Here is a 20,860-nt window from a genome sequence, read left to right as displayed (position 1 = left end):
CTCCCCTGGGTCACGAGGTACCCGGAAGTCCGGCGACGGCCTTGTTCGTAGGAATTCCGTCGTGCTGGAGTCGGGCGTCGGCCTGAGACAGGGTCGGGCCGACCGCGAACAGCGATATGACACTCCACGGCGCGGGGACCGGATTCTTCAGGCCCAACGCGCCCAGTGTCCGCTCGGCCCCACCGTGCTCACCGACGTCGATGCCGTAGCGCACGCCACTGTCGGAGATCCAGAACAGCGACTCGCGCCGGGGTGATCCCGGATCCTCGCCGGTCACCTGAACAAACCTGCCCGTGGTCCGCGGCATGTACGCGGCGTCGGCGGTAGTCCCGCGGGAGCCGGTCGCAGTTACCAGAAAGACCGCCCGGCCCTGTTCCTCCACCGTCAACGGCAACTGCCGTCCCACCAGCAACTCCATGGCGGCATTCGGATCGGTGCCCGAACGCGACCAGTGGTAGCAGCTCACCCCGAGTCGATTCGGATCGACCACATGCACCGGACGGCTCGGAAAAGCCGCCGTACCCGGCCACGCACCAGGTCGCAGATTCGCCGCGATCACATCCGGCCCGACGGTCCTGGTACCGACCAAGCCGTGTGAATCGGCATTGCGGATCATCGCCGCCAGCACCGAATTGACCTGTACGACACCGGATTCCGATACAAGATAGTAGGACGCGCCACGGTCGGGAGTGGATACCGTGAGCACCGAGCCGACCGGAACGCTCAGCCCGGAGCTAAAGGTGACGGTATTGCCCGACCCCGGCACCACCGGCACCCGCAACGGCGGCGCTTCCGGTATGGCGGCGATGAAGCCCTTGGAGGCCGCGACCACTGTCGAGGTCGGATCGATGCCGAGCGCCAGGATCACGGCCGAATCGCGCAAATCGATGGCGGCGCGGACGATTCCCTCCTCGGGATCGGAGTACACCAGCCAGGTGGTGGTGTCGTCACGCAGCAACCGGGCCTCATCGGGTGCCAGCCCGCGGATCGCATCACCGTCGACGGTCAATGGACCACCGATCGCGGTGGTCTGCACCGGAGACAACGCGACAGTCGGGAGTCCGGTCGCCGGATTGACCGGGGCAGCCGCGCCGATCTTCGCGGTGTCGCAGACCGTCCACGACGAATTCCGGTCGCTGGTGTCGGCGATCGTTCCGGGTGCGCCCGGAATGCCCACCCACGGTCCACGGGGATATTTGGCCAGTTCATCACGCGAAACCGGTACCGGGTTGTCCGCCGAACCGAGAATCAGCCGCGCCGAGGTCAGATTGAGCGCCGGATACAGCCGACCACCGACCCGCACGAACAGCGCGCCGGTGTCCTTCTCCGACACGATCTTCGAATCCCCCACCTTCTTGGCGGGCTTGAAGAACGCGAGCACGGCCGAACCGGCGATCAATACACACGCCAGTGCGATGCCGATCGTCAATGCGGTCGACCGGCCGCGCTGCGGATCATCGATCATCGAGGCATCCCGGCGGACCAGTGCGTGCTCGATGCGGCGCAGCAGAAACCGCCACCCCGAAATCTGGTGCTTGGTCACCACCCGGAAGCGTGCCACCAGGTCAGCCCGTCGCGGCCGGCGCCAGGCCCGTCAACGCCGCGGCGATATCGAAGGCGTCGATGGTCATCAACTCTTCGTTGGTCATCGAAAGGATGTCCGCGTTTTCCCTGGTGAAGCGATAGTCCCGCTCGGCCTCGGCGGCTTCGACCACATTGCGCACGAAACGACCGTTGCCCGCCAGGTCGATCAGCGGCCTGCCGTTCCTGGTCTGTCCGGCCAGCGTTTCGCAGCGATCCCGCAGCACTTCCTTGGCCTGTTCGGACAGTATCGAATCCTTCTTGCGCGCAATGTGATCGGCGATGCGCACCAGTTCATCGGCGTCGTAGCTGGAAAAGCGGATGCGTTTGGTGAAGCGCCCGGCGAGACCGTCGTTGGAGGCCAGGAAACGGTCGATCTGATCTTCGTAGCCGGCAATGATCACAATCAGCTTGTCGCGGTCGTTCTCCATGCGGGCCAGCAGGGTGTCGACGGCTTCCTTACCGAAGGCATCGCCGCCGGACAGCCCCTCCTGGACCAGCGTGTACGCCTCATCGATGAACAGCACGCCGCCCAACGCCGAGTCGATCAACGCGTTCGTCTTCGGCGCGGTATGGCCGAGGTGGGTGCCGACCATATCGTTGCGAGACACCTCGATCACTTCGGCGTTCTCGACCACTCCCAGGCCCGCGAAGATTTTGGCGATCACCCGAGCGATGGTGGTCTTGCCGGTGCCGGGCGGGCCGGAGAAGATCAAGTGCTGGGAGCGCGAATCGACGGCGAGCCCGCGCTTGACCCGCACCTGATCCATCAGTACACCCGACTTGAGGCGGTCGACCTGCTCCTTGACCGAGTCCATGCCGATCTGCGTGCGCAACAGGTCCGATGCCTCCTCCAGCAGCGATTCCCGTTGCATCCTCGCAGCCGATGCGGCGACTTCGGCCGGATCGTCGCCGGACTTCGGATCCCACTGGTTACTCCGCGATGCGATAACCTCGGCGGTGGTGATTTCGATCCGAAATGACTTGTCCCGCACCGCGCGTTGCCAGTCCGGACGATCCGGCCACAACGCCGAGCCCTGCAGCCCCTTGAGGATCTTGTCGGCTGCCTCGTGATCCCCGTCGTGGCGCAGCAGCATGCCGAGCAGGTAGTGCGCATCCGCCCAGATGTAGGACAGATTGCCGGACTGGCTGTCCTCCACGATGCGCTGCGCGCGCGGCAGCGCCTCACCGAGCCGGCCGAGATGCGCGAGCGACTGCGCGGTCATCAGTTCGGCGGCGATATCGAGCAGCCCGTCATCGAGCGAAGGCTTCGCATTGCGGGCGGTGAGCACGTCGATCCACTGTTTGGTGCGGAAGAACAATGACATCCGCACGAAGTCGGCGACGTCATCGCGGGGCACTTCGTTGAGAATGGCTGCGGCTTCCTGCCATTCACCACCGTCGGCATAGGAGCAGGCCTGGGCGATGGCGATCTGATCCCGATCCGCCATGGCCACGCGCAGCCCGTAGACGCCGATCTCCACCTGACACCAGAGTGCGCGATCGACCAGACCGGCCCGCTGCTGATCCCGGTAGAGATTGTGCACAGAGCGGTAGGCGCCGTAGATCACCTCGGAGGTGACCTCACCGGCCATAGCCCGGCCCAGCCAGGCATCGCACATGTCCGGGTCCAGATCGGTGGCCGCACGGAAAGCGGCCACCGCATGTTGCTCGTTACGCACACCCCCGGCGACCAGCGCCAGACTCTGAACACCTGTATAGAACGCGTCCTCGGCCGCAGACAACTCGGACTTCCCTTCCGACGATCTCGTGGACCGAAGATAGCTATTTCAGGTCACGTCGCGGCATCGACCTATCCCCAGGATTGGGAAGGCGGGCAGCCGAGGAAACCCCTCTATCAGCAAAGATCGACGTCCGCGGCCCAGTTTGTTCACATTAATTAACGAACCGTTATTGAATGTACCACTATTTAGCGGTATGATGAATTCGGGTCGACGGTACCTCATCCCGAAGACCCAACCCATCCAGCGGTGGCTGGCTACCGAGACCCGGTAGCCAGCCACCGCATGGCGAACGGCGGATCGTCAACCCTCTTACCCCAGCGGTCCGCCTGTGCGGCGGCTGGGCGGAATCCCCCACACACCGCCCGGCCGCCGCATCCCACACCACTTGGCGGCAGCCATCCCGTATCGGGTGAGTTCAACCTCGATCGCGGCGCCGGACGGTCGGCACCGACATCGTCGACCCGAGCGCTCCCGCTCCCGCCTCTTGTTGACGGCGCAGCTTCGACCACGGCGTCTCGCGCGGCTTGCGCGCCGTCGTGGCACGACTGTCCACCGATCGGAAAGCCCTCGGTGGCACCGTCGTAGGAGTGGTGGCCGCGCGGGCCACCGATGCCCTGATCGCACGCGCCCACGGTGTTACGAATCCCCGCGTGCGTGTCGGCGTGACCGGCTGTTGCCGTACCGGACCGGCCTCGACCTCACGGACCAAAGCACGACTGGTTTCGGCCACCGCATCGGCGAACGTCACTGTCTTACGGACCAATTCGTCGGCATGACCCTCGGGAGCCTTCGCATCCGCGCCGACACCGGTGAGCATTTCGTCGATGCTGCGCCCCAGCGGTTCGAGGGATTTGCCGATCACCTCGGTGACGACGTAGCCGACCAGCGCATCTTCCAGCCGCGCACACAATCGACGCGCCGCCGCCACGACCGAGGGACCGACCGCCGCCGCCGCGGGCGTGGCCATGATGCTCGCGTAAGTCGTTGCCAGCGCGGCGAGTTCGGTCAGCACCACGGCCTTGGTCACGGTGATCACATAGGCGATCGCGTCCAATGCCTTCGCCACCAGGGCGCACACCCGCTCGAACTGCGCCGTATGGTCGTCGCTCGTACTCGTCCACGTCGCGACGAGCCGCCGATAGGTATCGGTCGCACCCTCGCCGTCGGTCGTCGCGGGGCCGCCAAGGACATCCGCGGCGAAGGCGCGCACCTTGACGGCGAGTACGCGGACCTCGCCGTCATTGATATCGGGATACCGAACGCCGCAGCAGTCCAGGAAGTGCGCGACCTCCGGCGCCAGCGGCTCGACCATCAAAGCACCCGGACGACGACGGCGTTTTCGGACATGCGCGACCACTTCACCGTCGAACCCGAGTACGGAGCCTCGATAACCATGCCGTTGCCGGCCGCGAGCTGGACGTGCTCCGGTCCGCGCGCGCTGAATGAACTCGCGGGAAATACCAAGTCGCCCGGCCGCACATCGTGCGGGGACACTCGCACCCCGCTGTAGATCTGCTCATAGGTGGTTCGGGGCAACACCACTTGACCGTCAGAGGCCTGAGCGATCGCGTACTGCGTCAGCCCGGAACAGTCGAAGCCACCACCGCTCGGTCCGTGCGCGCCGCCGCCACCCCAGATATAAGGCGTACCGAGCCATTCGCTGGCCGCTCCGACAGCCTTGCTGCCCGCCGTCCCGTCCGATGGCACCCGTACCCGACCGCCGCGCGAGAGCACCGCAGAGCGCGAACGAGCCCGACGCCGACGACGCGTTGTGGTGCTCTTGCGCCGGGTAACCTGCGGCGTGGTGGTCGGCACGATCTGTGCCGCACGCTGGCGCACGGCCACGACATCGGCATCGACCTGCCGGGTGGCATTGGCGATAGTCGTCCGCGCCGCGTCGAGCAGTGCCGGCCCGCTGAATCGGGTGTCACCGACCGACGCGATCGCCATCGCGCGGGTTCGGAATTCGGCGATCTGGTCGTTGAGCCGATTGCGGCCGTTGACCGTGCCGTCACTCGATTCCGCGACCGCCTTGTACACCACGCCGTCTCGGCCCGCATGGGATTCGGCCGTCGCCGCCTGCAAGCTGCGAGCATCGGTATATCCGACCGCGCCGGCGCCGGAGTGCGCGTTGAACTGGTGCGCGATCGCCTCGACGACGGTCGTCGCGCGTCCTGGATCGGGTTGGCCGTCGCCGTAGAGCCCGAGCAGCGATTGCAGCACGCCGTGGAGATCGTCGGTCAGTGTGGGCGCCATTCCATTCCTTCCCAGTTCTGGGATTCCTACGACTATGCGGCAAGCCGACGAGATTCCCATTCCCAGCGGCGGGAAGCCGAGACAATATGAAGAACTTCAAGGGAGGCGGTGTCGACGATATGGCAGCAGATGCGACGGAAACTGCCACGACCGGAGACCTGGACGCGCTGCTGACAGCACTCCAGGGGGGCGATTCCAGCACGTCGAGCGCCACAACGACATCCAGCACCACCACCAAGACCGGTCATTACTGGACCGTCCAACTGGTCCGTCCGCCGGGTGCGCGGGCCGGCCTGAAGTCCTTCATCGCGTTGGCCGAGGCCGAAATCCAAACCGCGGTCGATCTCTTGGGCCGAGGCCTGACAGACCCGCCACCGAATGTGGACGATCTGATGAAGCCGGTGATCTACGAAAGCCTCGGCCATAGTATGACCGCCGAACAGTACGAGGCGGCGCTCACCAAGGTCGAGACCAAACAGACCGCACTGATCACGATGGACGAAAAGGTAATGAAAACCGCCATCGTGGTCTCGGCCGAGAACGATCGGACCCTGCGTTCGATCCAGACCGTGGTCAAGGACCTCAACCTCAAACTCGAGGCGGTCGGGTCGGGCAAGTTGAAGTCCGCTCAGGAAGTGGCGCTCATGAAGGCCATTGCCGCCGCGGTCGAGGATGTCTACGAGAAGGTCACCGCCGTCGCCGATTCCAATGCGGAAATGGCGGGTGACTCCAGCGACTCGGATTCCGGCAATGACAGCTCCGATGGCAGCAGCAGCAGCGGTGATTCCGGCAGCGGTGGATTGGGCTCGCTGGTGCAGGGGCTCATGTCGATGATCCCGATGGCGGCGATGGCGGCGGCACCGATCGCACAAGAGTTGTTGAAGAGCCACGAGGATCCGAACAAGGACAAGGACGCACCCGCGGACGGGACCCAACCTCAGGACGGACAAGCGCAGGCAGCCGCGCCCGGCGCGGCTCCAGCACCGGGCAGCCCGACCCCGGCACCGGCGGCCACCGCGCCGGCGGATCCGAACGCACCAGGATCGACGGCACCGGGATCAGCCGCACCCGCGGCGAATTCACCTATGGTGCCGGCCCGTGCGAGCGTCCGGCGCTCGACGACCCGGCCACCCGCAGCCACCTCGAACGAAGCGGAGACGGCAGCGGCCGTGGACGCCGAGGGCGAGGTGGACGAAACCGATTCCCCTGTCGTGCAGTCCTAGTCGTCGAATCGAGCCCGGCTGTGTCGGATTCCGACACAGCCGGATTCCGGCACAGTCGCGATCCTGCGCGGCCGGGACTTCGCGGACTCAGATCGTCGCGGCCGGCGCGCTCACCGTGGGCGGTGCCGCGGGCGCACTCGGCGGGGCCGTCACCGCACCTGGTGCGGCCGGGGTGGCCTGGCTGGCCGCCACCGCGGCACTGCCGTCGGCTGGACGGACGAATCCACTGAACTTGTAGTCGTCATGCCCGCCGTACAGCGGGTTAGCGGAATCGATCGCTACCAAATGGCCACTCGAGATCAAGTGCAGACCCGCGCCGTCGACGACCACCAAACCGGTGGCGACTACATTGCCGTTACGGTCCGTCCACTGCGCGACATCACCCGTATGCAGATCCGAAGTGGCGACCGGAGTAGCCCGTGACATGTCGGCTCCGGTACCCGAGTAGGCGGCCCGCGCATCGCTGCCGTTCGGGTTGTTCAGCTCCTTGTTGACCGCCTGCGCCACCGACGAGGCCACCTTCTGGGTCGAACCATCGGGCAGGCGCATATCCACCTGGGCATTGCCGTTGGTGGACAGCTGCGGCGGCGTACCGGGCGTCGCGGAGACCACGCCGGAATCCGTCATCGTCGCCGGATTGGTGGCCGACGCCTGTGCCGTCTGCTGCGATTCGGCGGCGCGACGCTCGGCGGCCTCTTTCTCCGCACGGTCCCGATCGCTTTCCTGTGGTTGCTTGTCCTTATTGAACATGCTCGACAGCGCCTGCATCATCATGTACTGCTGCATCGCGTTGTTGCCAGAATTGTTGTTGCTCGAATTACCGGCGCCATTGTTGGCCGACGACCCGTTGTTCGACCCATTGCCGGACGACTTCGTGCTCCCGTTCTTGATCTTATCGATCTCGGACTTGATCGTAGCCAGTATCGAGGAATTATCGCCGCTGGTTCCCGTTGTCGTATCCTCGGTGGTGGAGTCGGACGCACCATCGGTGCTCCCCTCCTTGCCGGAGGTCAGCAGGTCATCATAACTGTCCGTCCAATCGGTGGGGACCGTAGTGGTGTCGGTGGGGGTGGTGTCGCTATCGTCACCACCGCCGTCCTTTCCGCCGGCAGCCAGACCGGCATTATATCCGGCTTTATACCCGTCGTCCTTGCCCGCCTTGTATTCGGGCGATTCCTCACCCGTCTTCTTTCCGTTGTCATCATTTGTCTGTTTCGCATTGTCGATGATACCGTCGACAGCCTCCACGGCCTTGTCAATAAGACCGAAGAGCGGCATCTCTACATCGGGCAAGATGCGCTTGTAGGTTTGTTGTCCCTTCGTAGGCACTTCCTCGGTATCTTTCTCGGTGACATCGCGTAGCCGATCGTCGAGTACGTTGACCTGGTCCATTATCTTTCCGAGTGCCTCGTCATTGACCTTATTCGTATCGAGTGCGATCGAACGGATCTTCTGGTCCAAATCTTTGAAGTGATTCTTGACGTGCGTGTCGTAATTGAGATAATCCTCGTTATAGGAAGTGGTGAGCGAGGATTTATTGTCCTTGTCGGTCAATCCCTGGTTGTGCAGCCAGTCTCCGACATCCTCGGCCAGTGCGGCCTTTCCTTTCGCGAAGCAGTCCACCTGCAGTTGCAACGCGCTCTGCGCTTCATCGATCGCGATGCGCAATTTCACGGACTCGGCCGGCGGATGGTACAGCAATACCAGATTCGCATGCTTGGGGTCCCCTGCTTCCCGGAGGGTCCGCACCACCTCATGAGTTTTGGGGTCGATGAGCTTGATGCTGCCGTCCGGATCGACCTTGATTTCGTAGTTCGACGAGAACAGGTCAGCGGCGTCGGCTCCAGAGTATCCCCACAGCTGATTCCCGTCTTTGTCGGTGAGAATAAGCTCATTGTCCGAGTTCAGCTTGACCGTATAGTCACCATTGGAGATCGAATCACGCGCCGTGCCTTCGGTGACAGATTTGGATCCCTCCGGAGCCAGCTTTTCCCCCGGCAGCACTCGGTCTTCACGGCGGTCCTTGGTCGCCGGAAGTGTGTCGGTGCTCCCATCGTCTTTCCATCCGAGCGGCTTCTCGTTGAGCGGCTTATCCGGATTAAGATTATAGCGATCGCTTCCTAAACCCCAGAGAATTCCATCGTCTACTTTTACTTCATATTTCTTCCCATTACTGTCGGCAATATATTTGAGCTCATCGAGACCGCCTTTTGATTCGACGGGCTTTCCATCAGGGGCATACAGGGTAACTTTTTCGACAGAGCCCCAGGACGACTCGGTTGCATAGTAATAGCCCGACTTAGGAGGAGAGTCCAGTTGCCTGGGTTCTGCTTTTCCGGGATCATACTGCCAGTAATCAGTCATGCATCCCCCTCAGCTCGCGGGGTACCCGCAGCGGTAGTCGCCGACACAACACGTTCATTCGATCCCGCGGTAACCCGCGGCACATGGACCGGCCATTGATACCGGCCGCTTTCCGGCCCCGCCACAGCCGTCGGAACATCCGCGAACGCCGGATGTTTTACAACCTGCTCGTATGCGTACACCTGGTCCCGCAACCGCTGCCAGCTGGTTTCGCCGTCGAGCAAGAGCACCAGTTCGGTGCAACGGCGGTGGAAGACGAGGGTGCGCAAAGCATCCACGTTGTCCCCGACGCGCAGGCCGCCGATTCCGATTTGGGCGGCGTGGACACGGCGGGTCAGCAGACTTGCCGCGAGCAGCTCGTCGGCGGCACGCAGCTCGTCCCACCACTGCCGTGGCACCTCCTGCCCGGCTTGCAGAGTCGCGATGATCCGGTCCCGCAACCGAGCCATCTCGTCCGCCTCCACCGGAGCGGGCCCGGTACGCGCGAGGCGCGTGTGCGCTTCAGCGGCCAGTTCCACACAGCGGTCCTGCACCTGTGCATCGGGCGCGACGTCTGGGTGGTCGATGGTATCGGCCGACCGGGCCAGCCCGAGCCGATCAACGGTGCCCATAGTGGGCACCCGCAGGTCGACGTCGTCGGTGGGCCGGATCATGCCCTCGGTCGCGCCGACGCCGACCTCGGCGCGCAGCTTGGGATCGATCGGATCGGATGACGCCAGCGCGGTGAGTGCGGCACCGGCCTTCGGCCCCCATACCCGGCCGAACTCCACCAATACCCGGGCCGGATCCGCGAGCCCTTCCCATACCGCAGACGGGCTACCGGCACCGTCGCCGAGTATTTCGTCCCATAGCCAGGGGGTGGAGACCTCATGCGGTAGGAACAGGCCAGCCGGCAGCCAACCGCGGCCCTCATTGGTGGTGATGAACAGCCCCGCACCGTACGAACCGCGCAGTACCGCCACTGCCCACGACACGCCGACCACCGTCGATTCCGTCGCGGCCAGCACAGCGGCCAGGAAGGTGCGCGCGACCACCAGATCGTCGTTCACCGGCGCACCAACCACGTGCGCCGGACCGGCCGTACGTTTCCGGGCCGCAGCGACCGCTGCCGGCAGCGTTCTCGGCGACGGCGTTACGGCGCCAGGTGCGGTTGCACCGCCAGCGCCGGACGATGTGGGTGCCGACATCCTGACGCCAGAGCCAGTGGGTGGGCCGGCCGAGACAGCGGGCGGCCGCGGGGCTGCCGGCGCACTCACGGCCGGACCGGGCGGGACGCCGTGGGCCGAGCCCGCTCCGGCGGGGGCCTGGCCGGCTCCGGCAGCAGTCCCGGCCGGTCCCGACACCGGCGGAACCGAGACGCCGGGGCCGGACGGGCCGATGGGCACGAACGGGGCACCTGTGGATGGCTGGCCCGTCGGGCCGGGTTCTGCCGAAGGTGATTGCGGCGGAAGGGGTTCCGTCGAGCGGGACTCGGCAGGGCCGGGCCCGGTGGGGCCGGGTTCTACCGGCCGGGGGTCCACCGGTCCAGGGCTAGCCGGGCCGGGTCCCGACGGATGGTCGGGCCCCGGCCCGATTCCCACCTGGCCGATGTCCCTGGCCCCATGGTCGTCGCCTCGTTCGAACTGGTCGGCGGCCTCGCGCAAGTTCCGCGCCGCGCGGAGGTGTTGGGCGGCCATGTTCTTGCCGGCGCGTTCCCGGTTGTCGTAATAGGTATCCATTGCCTTGTACACCGGAAGAGCGATCGAGCCATAGTTGTGGAGAAAGCTTTTCAGCCAGTCATCAGGCCGGTGAGCCCAACGCAGGACCCGTGCTGCGGCATCTTCCTGCGCGACGGCCAGTCGACGCAGTGAATCGGGGTCCATATCCAAGGTCAGACAATCCTTTCCGCACCCGCGATATCCCAGCTCACAGACCCGCTGACCAGCAGTGCCAGGTATCGAGGCCCTTCGCGGGTTCGCGCTCCTCTCTCAGCGAACCGTCGTCCACCGATCATCGTTCAGGACCGTTCCGAGGTGACATCGGGCACGACGGTCGGCGGCGCGACGGTCGGCGGCGCGACCACCGCGCCGTTCGGCGGGCCGGCGGTGACGACCGGCGCCGAGACCGCACCGGGGACAACCGAGGGGACGGGCCGATCGACTTCCGCGGCGGACACCGCGGCCGGGACCGCCACGAACAGTGGATGTTCCACGATCTGTTCGTGCGCGTAGACGGCGTCGCGCAGCGACTGCCTGGTCGGCTCGCCCGCGAGAAGCAGGACCAATTCATTGCACCGACGCTCGAAAACGATTGCGCGCAGATCCGATACCTCGCTGTCGAGGCGCAGCTCACCCAGCCCGACCCGACCCACATCGACGCGCCGGGAGAGCATCTCCGCGGCCAGCAGGTCGTCGGCGTCGCGCAGTTCGTCCCACAGTTCGCGCGATACCGGCTGCCCGGCCTGCACCATCGCCAGAATTCGTTGCCGCAGCGCGGATGCGGTGACTGCGCTCGGCGCGCTCACCGATCGTCCCACCTGGGCGTGTGCGTCCGCCGCCAGCTCGATGCAGCGCGCCCGAACCTGCGAATCCGCCACCTGCGCAACATGTTCCAGTGCAGGGATGGAGCCGGTCAGGCCGAGCCGGTCGGTCATGCCCTGAGTCGGCTCGCGCAGATCGACGTCGTAGGCCGGACCGACGAGACCCGCCATCGCGATATCGGGTAGCCGCGACTGCAGACCCGGGTCGATCGGCCCCGACGATGCCAACGCCGCGAGCTTCGCATTGGCCTTCGGTCCCCAAGCCAACCCGAACTCGACCAGCACCCGGGCCGGATCGGAAACGCCCTCCCACGACGAGCCCGCACCATCGGCGCCGAGCATCTCATCCCACAGCCACGGCGTGGAAACCTCACGCGGCAAGAACACCCCGGCGGGCAACCACCCACGACCCTCGTTCGAGGTGATGAATACACCGATTCCTGCCGGACCGCGCATCACGGCAACCGCCCACGCGGTGCCGATCGCCGACTCGGCGGCCGCCAGGACGCTGCTCAGCAGGGTCTTGGCGAGCACCAGATCGTCGTTCACCGCATCGCCCACCACGTAGGCGGGTTCGGCCTCCTTCTCCTTGTTCGCCGCGACGGCCGCCGCGAACGGACTGAGCATCGGCACGGGCATTCCGTCCGAGGTCGGTCCCGCGGGCGGGGGTCCGGACTGACCGTCCGCCGACCCGCTGTACACCGAACCCGCGCCCACGCCCGGCATGACCGGACCCGGGGTGACCGAGGCGGGCGGCAGCACGCCGTTGCCGACCGGCGCCGTTGGCGAGGATGCGGCGGCGGTACCGGCGCCGATCTGCGTGGGCGACCCCTCGGACGAAGTGGGCGGTACCGAACCTGGGCCACCTTGTGCACCGGGAGTACCTGTTACGGGCGCAGTGCCATTCGGCCCGACCGGTGCCGACGGGGTGTCGTCGGAGGGAGGTCCGCCACCGGGGCCACTCGGGCCGGCGGGCGGCGTGACGGGTCCCGACGGGGTCGGTCCGGTCGGGCCACCGGACGGACCATCGGGTGACGGGGAGGACAGGTCGCCGACGTCGCGACCATGGTTGAGGAGGTTCGATGCCATCTCGTGGTCGGCGCGTTCGTATGCGTCCGCGGCGTCGAACAAGGACTGGGCGGTCCGATAATGCTCGTCTGCCAATGCAAGAGCGGCCTTCTCCCGGGCCGCGTAGTACTTCACCAGGGCCTCATAGACCGGAGCCGCGATCGAGCCGTACGTCGATGGAAACTGGCCCAGCCAGTCAACTGGCTGCTTCGACCATTCGGTGGTGTCGTCGCCGACCTTGATGTGCTGATAGCCCCGATTACGTAGATCGTCAGGGTCGATTTCCATCTGGGGCATGCCGTGATCAGTCCTTCCCTCCACCGACTTCCCCATTGTCGATCCTTCCCACGATTGGGAACTTCCTGAACGCGCTCTAGGTGTCGACGGACCCGTCATCGGCCGAGTCGCCCGCCTCGGTGCGGGTACGGATATCGCCCACGTCGGTCGCGTGCTCGACGATGTCGGACAGGGCAGTCGCGCCATCGAATTCGGATGTGACGGTGGCAAGCAGCGTCTGGACCTGTTGTCGCGCCGACTGCGCCGCCGCCTGGGCGGTTTCGGTAATCGATCGCCCGAGCTCGTCGAGCGGGCGGCGCAACGCCGCCGCGGTGAGTGCGACATCGGCGAGCACCCCCTGCGCGTCCACAACCACCTCCACCATCCGGTCCGGCGAACTCACCGGCACGCGTAGGGTTTCCAGCTGCCGCTGCACTTCGTCCAGCCGGGTCTGCTGTTGTTCGTAGGCGTCGAGGAGATGGTCTACCTGGTTGCGCAGTCCGTAGCCGGCCGAATGCAGGTCCTCTTGGTGCGATCGTTCCATGCGGCTTGCCTCCTAGAGCGCGGGTGGCCCCGCGGAGATGGTCGGCCGCCGCGCCGGATCCGGCCCCGCCGCGCCGGTAGGGGTTTGCACAAAATGCGGGTGCTCCACCAGCTGACCATGTGCGTACACCGCATCGCGCAGGCACTGGCGTGTCGACTCCTCGGCGAGCAATAAGACCAGCTCGTTGCAGCGCCGTTGGAAAACCATCGAGCGCAGGGTGGCCGCATCGGTAGCGGAGCGGCCGTCGACGTGTTCGGATCGCAACTCCCCCAGCGCAACGCGTGAGACATCGGTGCGCAACGCCAGCATGGATGCCGCGAGCAGATCATCGACGTCGCGCAGCTCGTCCCACCACTGCGCCGCCACCTCCGTACCACGCCGGATCGCCATCAGGATCCGCTCGCGCAGCTGCGGCGCACCCAGCGATGCGGCCGCGCCCACCTGCGTTTTGCCGAGGCGCACATGGGCATCCGCGGCCAACTCGACACAGCGCGGCCCGATCTGCGCGGCAGGCAACCCGGATACCCGCTCCACCAGTTGCGGCGCCGCGACCAGCCCCAACCGATCCACCAGACCAGCTCCCGGTGATCCGAGATTCATCCCGGTCGATGCCGTCACTTCACCTGCCATCGGCACATCCCCCAACTGCCTGCGCATTTCGGGGTCGACCTGCTGTGAGGAGGCCAGCGCCGACAGCCGGGCGCCCGATTTACGTCCCCAGGCCAGGCCGAACTCCACCAGCACCCGGCCCGGATCGGCGAGGCCTTCCCATGCGGTGCCATCGGATTCCGACCACAGCCACGGCGTCGATATCTCGCGTGGCAGGAACAGTCCGGCCGGAATCCAGCCGCGCCCCTCGTTCGACGTCACGAAGGCGCTCACCCCACCGGTATGCCGCAGCACCGATACCGCCCAGGACAATCCCACCGCCGACGAACCGACCGCCGTGAGCACCCCGCCCAGGATGGTGCGCGCCAGCACCAGGTCGCCGTCGACTCGCTCACCGAGCACGAACGTCGGTGCGGCGGCAGACAACATCGCCGCTCCCACGGCATCGCGAATCAGCTCGTCGCTGCCCTCGGAGTCAGCGCGGCCGGAGGCCGGGCGCGCCGCCTCGTGCTCGGTATTACGTTGCGGCAGTGGCTGTTTGGTCGGCGGTGCCCCGACACCTGTCGAATTTCCGGATGGCACCGCCACTTTCGGCGGCCCCGCCGCGGCGCTGCGCTGGTCCGATGCCGGGCTCCGCGCATCCACCACCGCCCCCCTGGCGTCCGCCACCGCACCCCGCGAGTCGGACATCGACACGGGTTGGCGAGTCTGGGACGCGGGTGCGGACACCGTCGAACCGGTCGGAGCCGATCCCGTTACGGTCGAACCCGACGCTGCGACCGGCGGCGGCATGGCGCCGCCCGCGAGCAGTGGCGGTGTGAAGGAGGTCTGCGCATCCGGAGCCGCTTGGTCCGCACCGGATTGCGTCGACCGGATGCCCGCCGCGGCTGGATCACCCGCCGCGTGCGCACTCGCATCGCTCGCGGAACCGTCGCCGACCGCATCGCCCGACGCGGCGGCCGGGGACATGGGGTGCGAACTTCCCGCCGTCGATGTCCCGGGCCCGGCACCTGGTGCCGTCGACGGTGAATAGTTCACCGCCGCAACGTCATCCGGCGATCCGACGGAGGCCGGTCCATACCCCGAATTCGTCGGGGTCTGCACGTTCGGTTCCGAAACCGGCCGACCATCGGGCATCTGCTCAGGTTCGTTTCCGAGCGGATTCGACCCCGCCGGATACGGTGCCGTGCGGCCGGGATCCAACTCGTCGTCGAGTGGCGGCGGCAGCCCCGGCAGCGGCTCATCAGGACGCTGCACTCCCGGGTGCCGTGCGTCACCGGGATGGCGGGAATCGGGATGCCGCCCGTGCGGATGATGGGCGTCGGGTCCATGTCGCGACGGCGTATCCCGATCACCGGACGGTCCGACCTCCCACGGACCCGGCTGCCCCAGCTCATCGGCGATCTTGGCCAGCGAGGCCAATTCGGTCGGGTTGAGCGTCTGCAGCACTGTGCGCACGACGTCCTCGACCTCTTTCCTGGCCTCGGCGACGATGTCGGAAATGCGCCGCTGCCGGCGCGCTTCGGCGGCAGCGAGATCTTCGTCGTCCGAGGCCACGGCCTTGGGCACCGCCGCGATCCGGCGGTCGGCCCTATCGACGATATCGAGGATATGGTTGCGGGTCCGGCGCACCCGCTCCGCGAATCCACCGAAGACATCGGCGGCAGCGGTCAGCGCATCGGCAAAGGCCCGGGGATGCCACTGCTGGGCTCGCATATCGTCCTTGATGGACTGCATGCCGACACTCGAACGGGCGCTGTCCTCGAATCCGCGCCGCGCTCGGTCGAGGCTGTCGAGATCGAGCGCCGCGGCCCCGTCGCGAGCCCGTGTTTCCAGCGCGCTCCAGTCTCCTGGCGGGATCGCGGGCCAGTTCTTCTGGACGATCTCATGCCAATACGGACTTTGGCGCTCCGGTTCCATCCGGTGATCAGATCGATCGGTAGCGGTCGATCTCAGTCCCCCCGGACACATCCCCGTGGCCGAGCGCTTGCGCGACGTGCGTCGTGTGACGCAGGGTCGCATCGGCTCGGCGCGCGCTCGCCGTCACCGCATTGTCGAATGTGGTCTCGATCCACCGCGTCTTGGCGACCAGTGCGTGATCGAGCGAGGACTCCGGACGATGGTGCGGCTGTAGACCAGACGTCGCCTGCACCACCTGTGTGCCGAGGTCGGATGCGGTCGCGGTGAAATGGCCCGCCCGCGCAACCACCTCATGCGGCGCATCAATGTCCAGGTTTTCCATATCGAGTCCTGTTCTTGCGGCAGTGCGGTCAGTGAGTCCGGCCGAACTCGGTTTCTTCGATAGCTCGATAGGAGGCCTCGGTGGGCAGATCGAACGAATCGATCGTGTAGGGGCGAGTGCCGTTGTGCTCCATCTCGGCCCGCAGCCCGACCCGCGATTTCAGGTGTGCCAGCCGTGCCACGCGAACGATCTCGGCCGCCAGCCAGGTATCGCCGTTGTCGCGGGCATCATCGGTGATGTGCAAGCCGACGATCTCACCGGACCGATCGCAGGCTACTCCCACGGTGTGGTCGGGGTTGAACACCTCATAGAGCAATTTGCGCCAGTCCGGCGCCGCGTCGCGGCCGTCGTCGTCGTCGAAATCGTCCAGGTCCGTCGAGTGCATATCCGTCCTAGTCATCGGGGTCCTCCAGCCGCGCCGAAAGTGCGGTCCACACGGCATCTTCGATGCTCAATACCTGGCGCAATTGCCAGAACCGGGCGCCCAGGTACATCTCCCCCGTACCGTCCGGCGCGATATCGAGATGATCGGGCCCCTCCACCGTCGGGTTGAGGGTGACAGTGGTGATCGGCGGGTGCTGGTCGTCGATATTCAGCACCGTCGCACTGCCACCCGGAATGAACTGGTGCCGACAGCGCGTGCTGGTCGCGATCGCGATATCGGAACTGTTGGTGCTGATGCTGATCTCCGGATTCAGCAGCAGCTGCGTCGCCCAGGCGCGGGCCGCGGTTTCGGGACGGTCGGCATTGATCGCGATGGCATGGGTGATCGCGAGATCGACGACGAGCACCGATTCGGCACTGGTGACGCCGACTACCACCAACCGCTTGGGGGTACCGGACGGATATGGCAGGTCGTCGGCGGCGAGCGTGATCACATCCGACCCGACGCCGACCCCGGTCGCGGGATGCGCGCCGACACTGCCGGTGGCGACGTCGATGGTATAGGCCGCGATCGGGTTGGGAACACGCCCACCGACACCGGCCAGACGCACAAGGCCCTCATCGTGCAGCCACCGGATGGTGGCGGCGATGGTGACCTCGCCGGTCTCGGTCATACCTTCTGCTCCGCCGACTCAGCCGAGTCGGTCTCCGCCGAATCCGGCCAGGAATCGGAACCCATGATGTTCTCGTACTGCCGCGCCGCATCCGCGGTGCTCTCCCTGATGGCGGCCATGATCTCGGTGACCAGATCCGCGCACTCCAACCGGTCGACGGTCCCTGGAGCCAGATAGAGATTCGTCAACTTCCCCATCGCGTCGACCTCGGGCACGACCGCACCGCTCGGCGATGGCCGCCGCGCGCGGATCCCGTCGATCTTCTCGCGCAGATCAGCGATGCGGTGCCGCAGATCGCGGGCGGCATCGAGGGCCGCCTGCACGTCGGGGTGGATATCACTCATGCGGTACCTCCGGAATTGGTTGGCGCCTGGTGCTGGCTCGGCGTCGGCGATGTCGCGGTCGGTGCGATCGTGGGCCGCTCGCCGATCACCGCCTCGGTGTGGGGAGTGTCGTCGACATACATCAGGCGATCAGGATGCCAGGCCACCACGCGATTGCGGTCACCACCGGCACCCGCGCCGCCACCCGCGCCGGGCGACATCGGCATATACGGCATATACGGCGAACCACCGGCGGATGTAGCGCCGCGCGCCGCGGCCGCGGAAGTCTGCAGCGGTTCGATCACCGATGTCCGGGGCAACGAGCTGGCCGCCGTGCCCGCCGTTGCGACGATCGGCATCGCTCCCACCTGGACCGACGGGCTAGAGGCGCTGGTCTCGGCCATACTGATCGGCACGCCCGAAGCGCCGCCGCCACCGACGCCGCCACCACCCGGATAGCCGTAACCGCCGACGTCCTCGAGCATCTCGGGGTCGACCCCGAGGTCCTCGCCCGAGTCGGAGTTCGCCGATGACAATCCGCTGGCGCCCGAGGCCATCGCACTCATCAGTGCCGGCAACATCTGCATCAGCTCACTGGAATCACCGCTGCCACCAGATCCCGAACCCGAGCCCGAACCGGAATCGGAGCCGGAGTCATCGCCCGAGCCCGAACCCGTGCCGGTCTTCGAATTGACGGCCGTCGTATAGCCGGTGATGGCCTCCAGCGAACGCGCATTCTGTTCCTGAAACTTGGCCAGCGCCTTGGTTATCGCGAGCTGGTTCTTGGATCGCATGGCCTGGATGAGCTCCTTGCGCGCGGCAATGATCTCCTCCGGCGTCGGGTGCTTGGCCTTCGCCTCCGAGAACGCGTTGTGGTAGGTGTCGATGCCGTCGGCCAGTTGGCCGAGGCTGGTGCCGAGCTGGTCGAGCCAGCCGCGATGCTGGGCGAGTTTGGTCGCCGCGGCACTGCCGACCGGTGTCCAGTTCTGCATCGTCTGCGCGGCGCTATCGAGACCGCCGGTGGCCTGGATATGAGAATCGGTCAAGAACTTGCGGACCGAATTCGCGAATCCAGCGGCCGGCCCCGGCCCCGGCCCGGTGCGCAGCTGATATGCGAAGTCCAACGGATCGACCGATCCGCCCGCGGTCGGCACGGAGAATTCGGGCAACTTCCGTGGGCTGAACGGTTGCACCTCGCCCACCGGATTGGTGGCCAAGTCCCGGCCCGAACCGTTGATCGCCCGCCCGCCTTCGTCATCGGCCGTGCTGTAATCGACGGCCGCGGCACCGATATGGTGCGCGGTCGTCTGTACTTCGTTGAGCACCCCGAGCGTTCCGTTGAACAGATTCGCCGCGTGTGCGTTGAGCTGGGGCACCGCCTGCGCGGAGATGGGATCGGTGCCCGCCGGTACCACCCACCCCTTCGGCAGCGCGGCCCCGGTGCCGCGCGCCATCTCGGCGAGCCCCGCCGCCGTCGCGACGAGCTCCCCCAGGTCGACATTCAGCACCACGACTGTCTCCTCTCACCCTTCGATTCCCGACCAGGTGGCTCCCCGATCAGGCCGGGGCCGCGACCACCGGAACCGCAGCCGCGGACGGATCGCCCGTGCCGGGAACCGCGGGTGCCGCGTTCTTGTCGCCGGAGGCGAGCTCGATACCGTTCGGGTGCGAGAATCCGGAGAACTTTCCGAAATCTCCCGCGCCGTCGGACATCTCCGCCGTACACGGCACGAGTTGTCCGTCGACAATCGCCTCCAGCGTGCCGCCGTCCTCTGGGAAAACGACGACGATCGCGGTCCGGTTTTCCCAGATGGCCACATCGCCGGTCATCAGCTGATACGGATCGACCTTGGCTCCGATCTGTTTCTTATCGGTCCACTTGGCGGTGGTCTTCTCGTATGCCTTCTGTGCGTCGGTGCTGCTGGCATTGCCGAACGCGGCGTCGAGACCTTGGGCGCAGATGACGGACACCTTCTGCGTCTTTCCGTTGGGGAATGTATAGAGCACGCTGCCATCGGCATCCGGAGTGCGCCCCGGTGCCACGGCTGGTTGCGCGGAGGTCGCGTTCGACGGCGGTGCGCTCGCAGGGGTCGCCGGAGCGGCGGTCGCGGCTTGCGCAGGCGCTTGGGAGGCGTTGGCCGGGACAGCCGCACCCGGGTACTGGTTGTACCGGTTCGGATCGACTTCGTCGCGACGATCGTTCATATCGGGATCAGCCTGGTTGCGCCCCAAGGAATTCGCCAACATGTAGGGCAGCATCGAATCCCCAAAGTTGCCGGAATCGGATCCGGAATCGGATCCGGAATCGTAACTTGGCGTGCTCGGTGTGTCCGTCGACCCCGACCCACTGCCCGAATTCCCCACATCCTGCGGGTCGGTGCTGCCGGTGCCGGTGCCGGTATCGCTCGTCCCGTCGCCAGTGCCGTCACCCGTGTCGATGGGGTCCGGCGTGTAGTCGTCGTTATTGCCGGGATCCGCATTATCGGCATCGCCTGGGTCGACATTATCCGGATCGGCCGAATCGTCGCCGCCGCTCCCTCCCTTTTCCTTTTCTTTGTTGTAGAGGTCCTCCCACTTCTTGGCCGCGGCCTCGGCTTTCTCGGCCCTGGCAGTCAGGTCGTCGATCTCGCTGGCTTTATCCTTCTGACTCAGATGAGCATCTGTCATCAGTTTCTCGCCCGCCGCCAACTCTTCTTTGACGTAATCCATGATGTTCTCGTCTTCGGTTTTCCCGTCTTTGGGCGGCTGCCCGGCTCGGTCACCGAGATTGCGGATCCAGTCTCCGACCTTATTCTGATATACCTTCCGGAGGTCGTCGGAATCCTTGGCTTTCTTCACGGCTTGGATAGTCGTGTCTTGCAACTGATTGCCCACATCAGCCAGACGGTTCAGGGCTTGCAGATAGCCGTCGTACAGCTGGGATGATCCGGTGCCCGGAGTAGTAGCCTCCGGCACAGCCCCCACCTCGGGCGGCGCTGTCGTTTCTCCTTTACCGAAGGCCTCCCAGTCCATGCGCGCAATGCCTTTAAGCCCATCCTTGGTATCGAGGTCAA

The 20,860-nt window shown here is 66.0% G+C and carries 15 protein-coding genes and 2 pseudogenes; 1 reads left to right on the top strand and 16 read right to left on the bottom strand.

Features of this window, described 5'->3' with window-relative positions:
- Positions 1-10: 10 nt before the first annotated feature.
- The 4 genes from eccB to AB0L58_RS41775 all read right to left on the bottom strand — a co-directional run bounded on the left by eccB (position 11) and on the right by AB0L58_RS41775 (position 5,582).
- Positions 11-1,543, bottom strand: coding sequence for a type VII secretion protein EccB (gene eccB / locus AB0L58_RS41790; RefSeq protein WP_364396872.1), 1,533 nt, complete (start codon positions 1,541-1,543; stop codon positions 11-13).
- A 22-nt stretch (positions 1,544-1,565) separates the two neighbouring features.
- Positions 1,566-3,326 (bottom strand): type VII secretion AAA-ATPase EccA, encoded by a 1,761-nt coding sequence (gene eccA, locus AB0L58_RS41785; RefSeq protein WP_364396869.1) that lies wholly within the window; start codon positions 3,324-3,326, stop codon positions 1,566-1,568.
- Between the two features lie 415 nt (positions 3,327-3,741).
- Positions 3,742-4,638, bottom strand: a complete 897-nt coding sequence (locus tag AB0L58_RS41780; RefSeq protein WP_364396866.1) for a hypothetical protein — start codon at positions 4,636-4,638, stop codon at positions 3,742-3,744.
- The gene (locus tag AB0L58_RS41775) at positions 4,638-5,582 is read right to left on the bottom strand and encodes a C40 family peptidase (protein ID WP_364396863.1); all 945 of its coding nucleotides are present in this window, start codon (positions 5,580-5,582) and stop codon (positions 4,638-4,640) included. Before AB0L58_RS41775 ends, AB0L58_RS41780 begins: the two co-directional genes overlap by 1 nt.
- Positions 5,583-5,668: 86 nt before the next feature.
- On the opposite strand from AB0L58_RS41775, the gene AB0L58_RS41770 reads away from it, so the two are divergent.
- Positions 5,669-6,805, top strand: a complete 1,137-nt coding sequence (locus tag AB0L58_RS41770) for a hypothetical protein (protein ID WP_364396860.1) — start codon at positions 5,669-5,671, stop codon at positions 6,803-6,805.
- Between the two features lie 87 nt (positions 6,806-6,892).
- Here the strand turns inward: AB0L58_RS41770 and AB0L58_RS41765 are convergent, their stop codons facing one another.
- The 12 genes and pseudogenes from AB0L58_RS41765 to AB0L58_RS41710 all read right to left on the bottom strand — a co-directional run.
- The gene (locus AB0L58_RS41765; RefSeq protein WP_364396857.1) at positions 6,893-9,169 is read right to left on the bottom strand and encodes a hypothetical protein; all 2,277 of its coding nucleotides are present in this window, start codon (positions 9,167-9,169) and stop codon (positions 6,893-6,895) included.
- Entirely contained in the window at positions 9,166-10,218 is a 1,053-nt protein-coding gene (locus AB0L58_RS41760) for a hypothetical protein (RefSeq protein WP_364396922.1), read from the bottom strand. Before AB0L58_RS41760 ends, AB0L58_RS41765 begins: the two co-directional genes overlap by 4 nt.
- Positions 10,219-10,764: 546 nt before the next feature.
- A pseudogene (locus tag AB0L58_RS41755) lies at positions 10,765-11,031 on the bottom strand (type VII secretion target); the annotation flags it as partial.
- A gap of 134 nt (positions 11,032-11,165) precedes the next feature.
- Positions 11,166-13,052 carry a type VII secretion target gene (locus AB0L58_RS41750; protein ID WP_364396854.1) on the bottom strand — a complete coding sequence of 629 codons (1,887 nt, stop codon included), beginning with the start codon at positions 13,050-13,052 and terminating at the stop codon, positions 11,166-11,168.
- A gap of 76 nt (positions 13,053-13,128) precedes the next feature.
- A complete protein-coding gene (locus AB0L58_RS41745; protein ID WP_364396851.1) occupies positions 13,129-13,575 on the bottom strand; it encodes a YbaB/EbfC family nucleoid-associated protein in 447 nt (148 codons plus the stop codon).
- A gap of 12 nt (positions 13,576-13,587) precedes the next feature.
- On the bottom strand, positions 13,588-16,104 hold the full coding sequence (locus AB0L58_RS41740) for a hypothetical protein (protein WP_364396848.1): 2,517 nt from the start codon (positions 16,102-16,104) through the stop codon (positions 13,588-13,590).
- Between the two features lie 7 nt (positions 16,105-16,111).
- Positions 16,112-16,426 carry a hypothetical protein gene (locus tag AB0L58_RS41735; RefSeq protein ID WP_364396845.1) on the bottom strand — a complete coding sequence of 105 codons (315 nt, stop codon included), beginning with the start codon at positions 16,424-16,426 and terminating at the stop codon, positions 16,112-16,114.
- A 28-nt stretch (positions 16,427-16,454) separates the two neighbouring features.
- Positions 16,455-16,826, bottom strand: a complete 372-nt coding sequence (locus AB0L58_RS41730; protein WP_364396842.1) for a hypothetical protein — start codon at positions 16,824-16,826, stop codon at positions 16,455-16,457.
- Positions 16,819-17,484, bottom strand: a complete 666-nt coding sequence (locus AB0L58_RS41725) for a hypothetical protein (protein WP_364396839.1) — start codon at positions 17,482-17,484, stop codon at positions 16,819-16,821. The genes AB0L58_RS41730 and AB0L58_RS41725 overlap by 8 nt, the downstream gene beginning before the upstream one ends.
- Positions 17,481-17,828 (bottom strand): hypothetical protein, encoded by a 348-nt coding sequence (locus AB0L58_RS41720; RefSeq protein ID WP_364396836.1) that lies wholly within the window; start codon positions 17,826-17,828, stop codon positions 17,481-17,483. The genes AB0L58_RS41725 and AB0L58_RS41720 overlap by 4 nt, the downstream gene beginning before the upstream one ends.
- Complete coding sequence (locus AB0L58_RS41715; RefSeq protein ID WP_364396833.1) at positions 17,825-19,318, bottom strand: PPE domain-containing protein; 1,494 nt, start codon at positions 19,316-19,318, stop codon at positions 17,825-17,827. Before AB0L58_RS41715 ends, AB0L58_RS41720 begins: the two co-directional genes overlap by 4 nt.
- A gap of 46 nt (positions 19,319-19,364) precedes the next feature.
- Positions 19,365-20,860, bottom strand: a pseudogene (locus tag AB0L58_RS41710) (hypothetical protein); the annotation flags it as partial.

The organism is Nocardia sp. NPDC052112 (assembly GCF_040680135.1).
Classification (GTDB): Bacteria; Actinomycetota; Actinomycetes; order Mycobacteriales; family Mycobacteriaceae; genus Nocardia.
The sequence above is the reverse complement of the archived record's forward strand: the minus strand, read 5'-3'. Positions and strand labels throughout refer to the sequence as shown.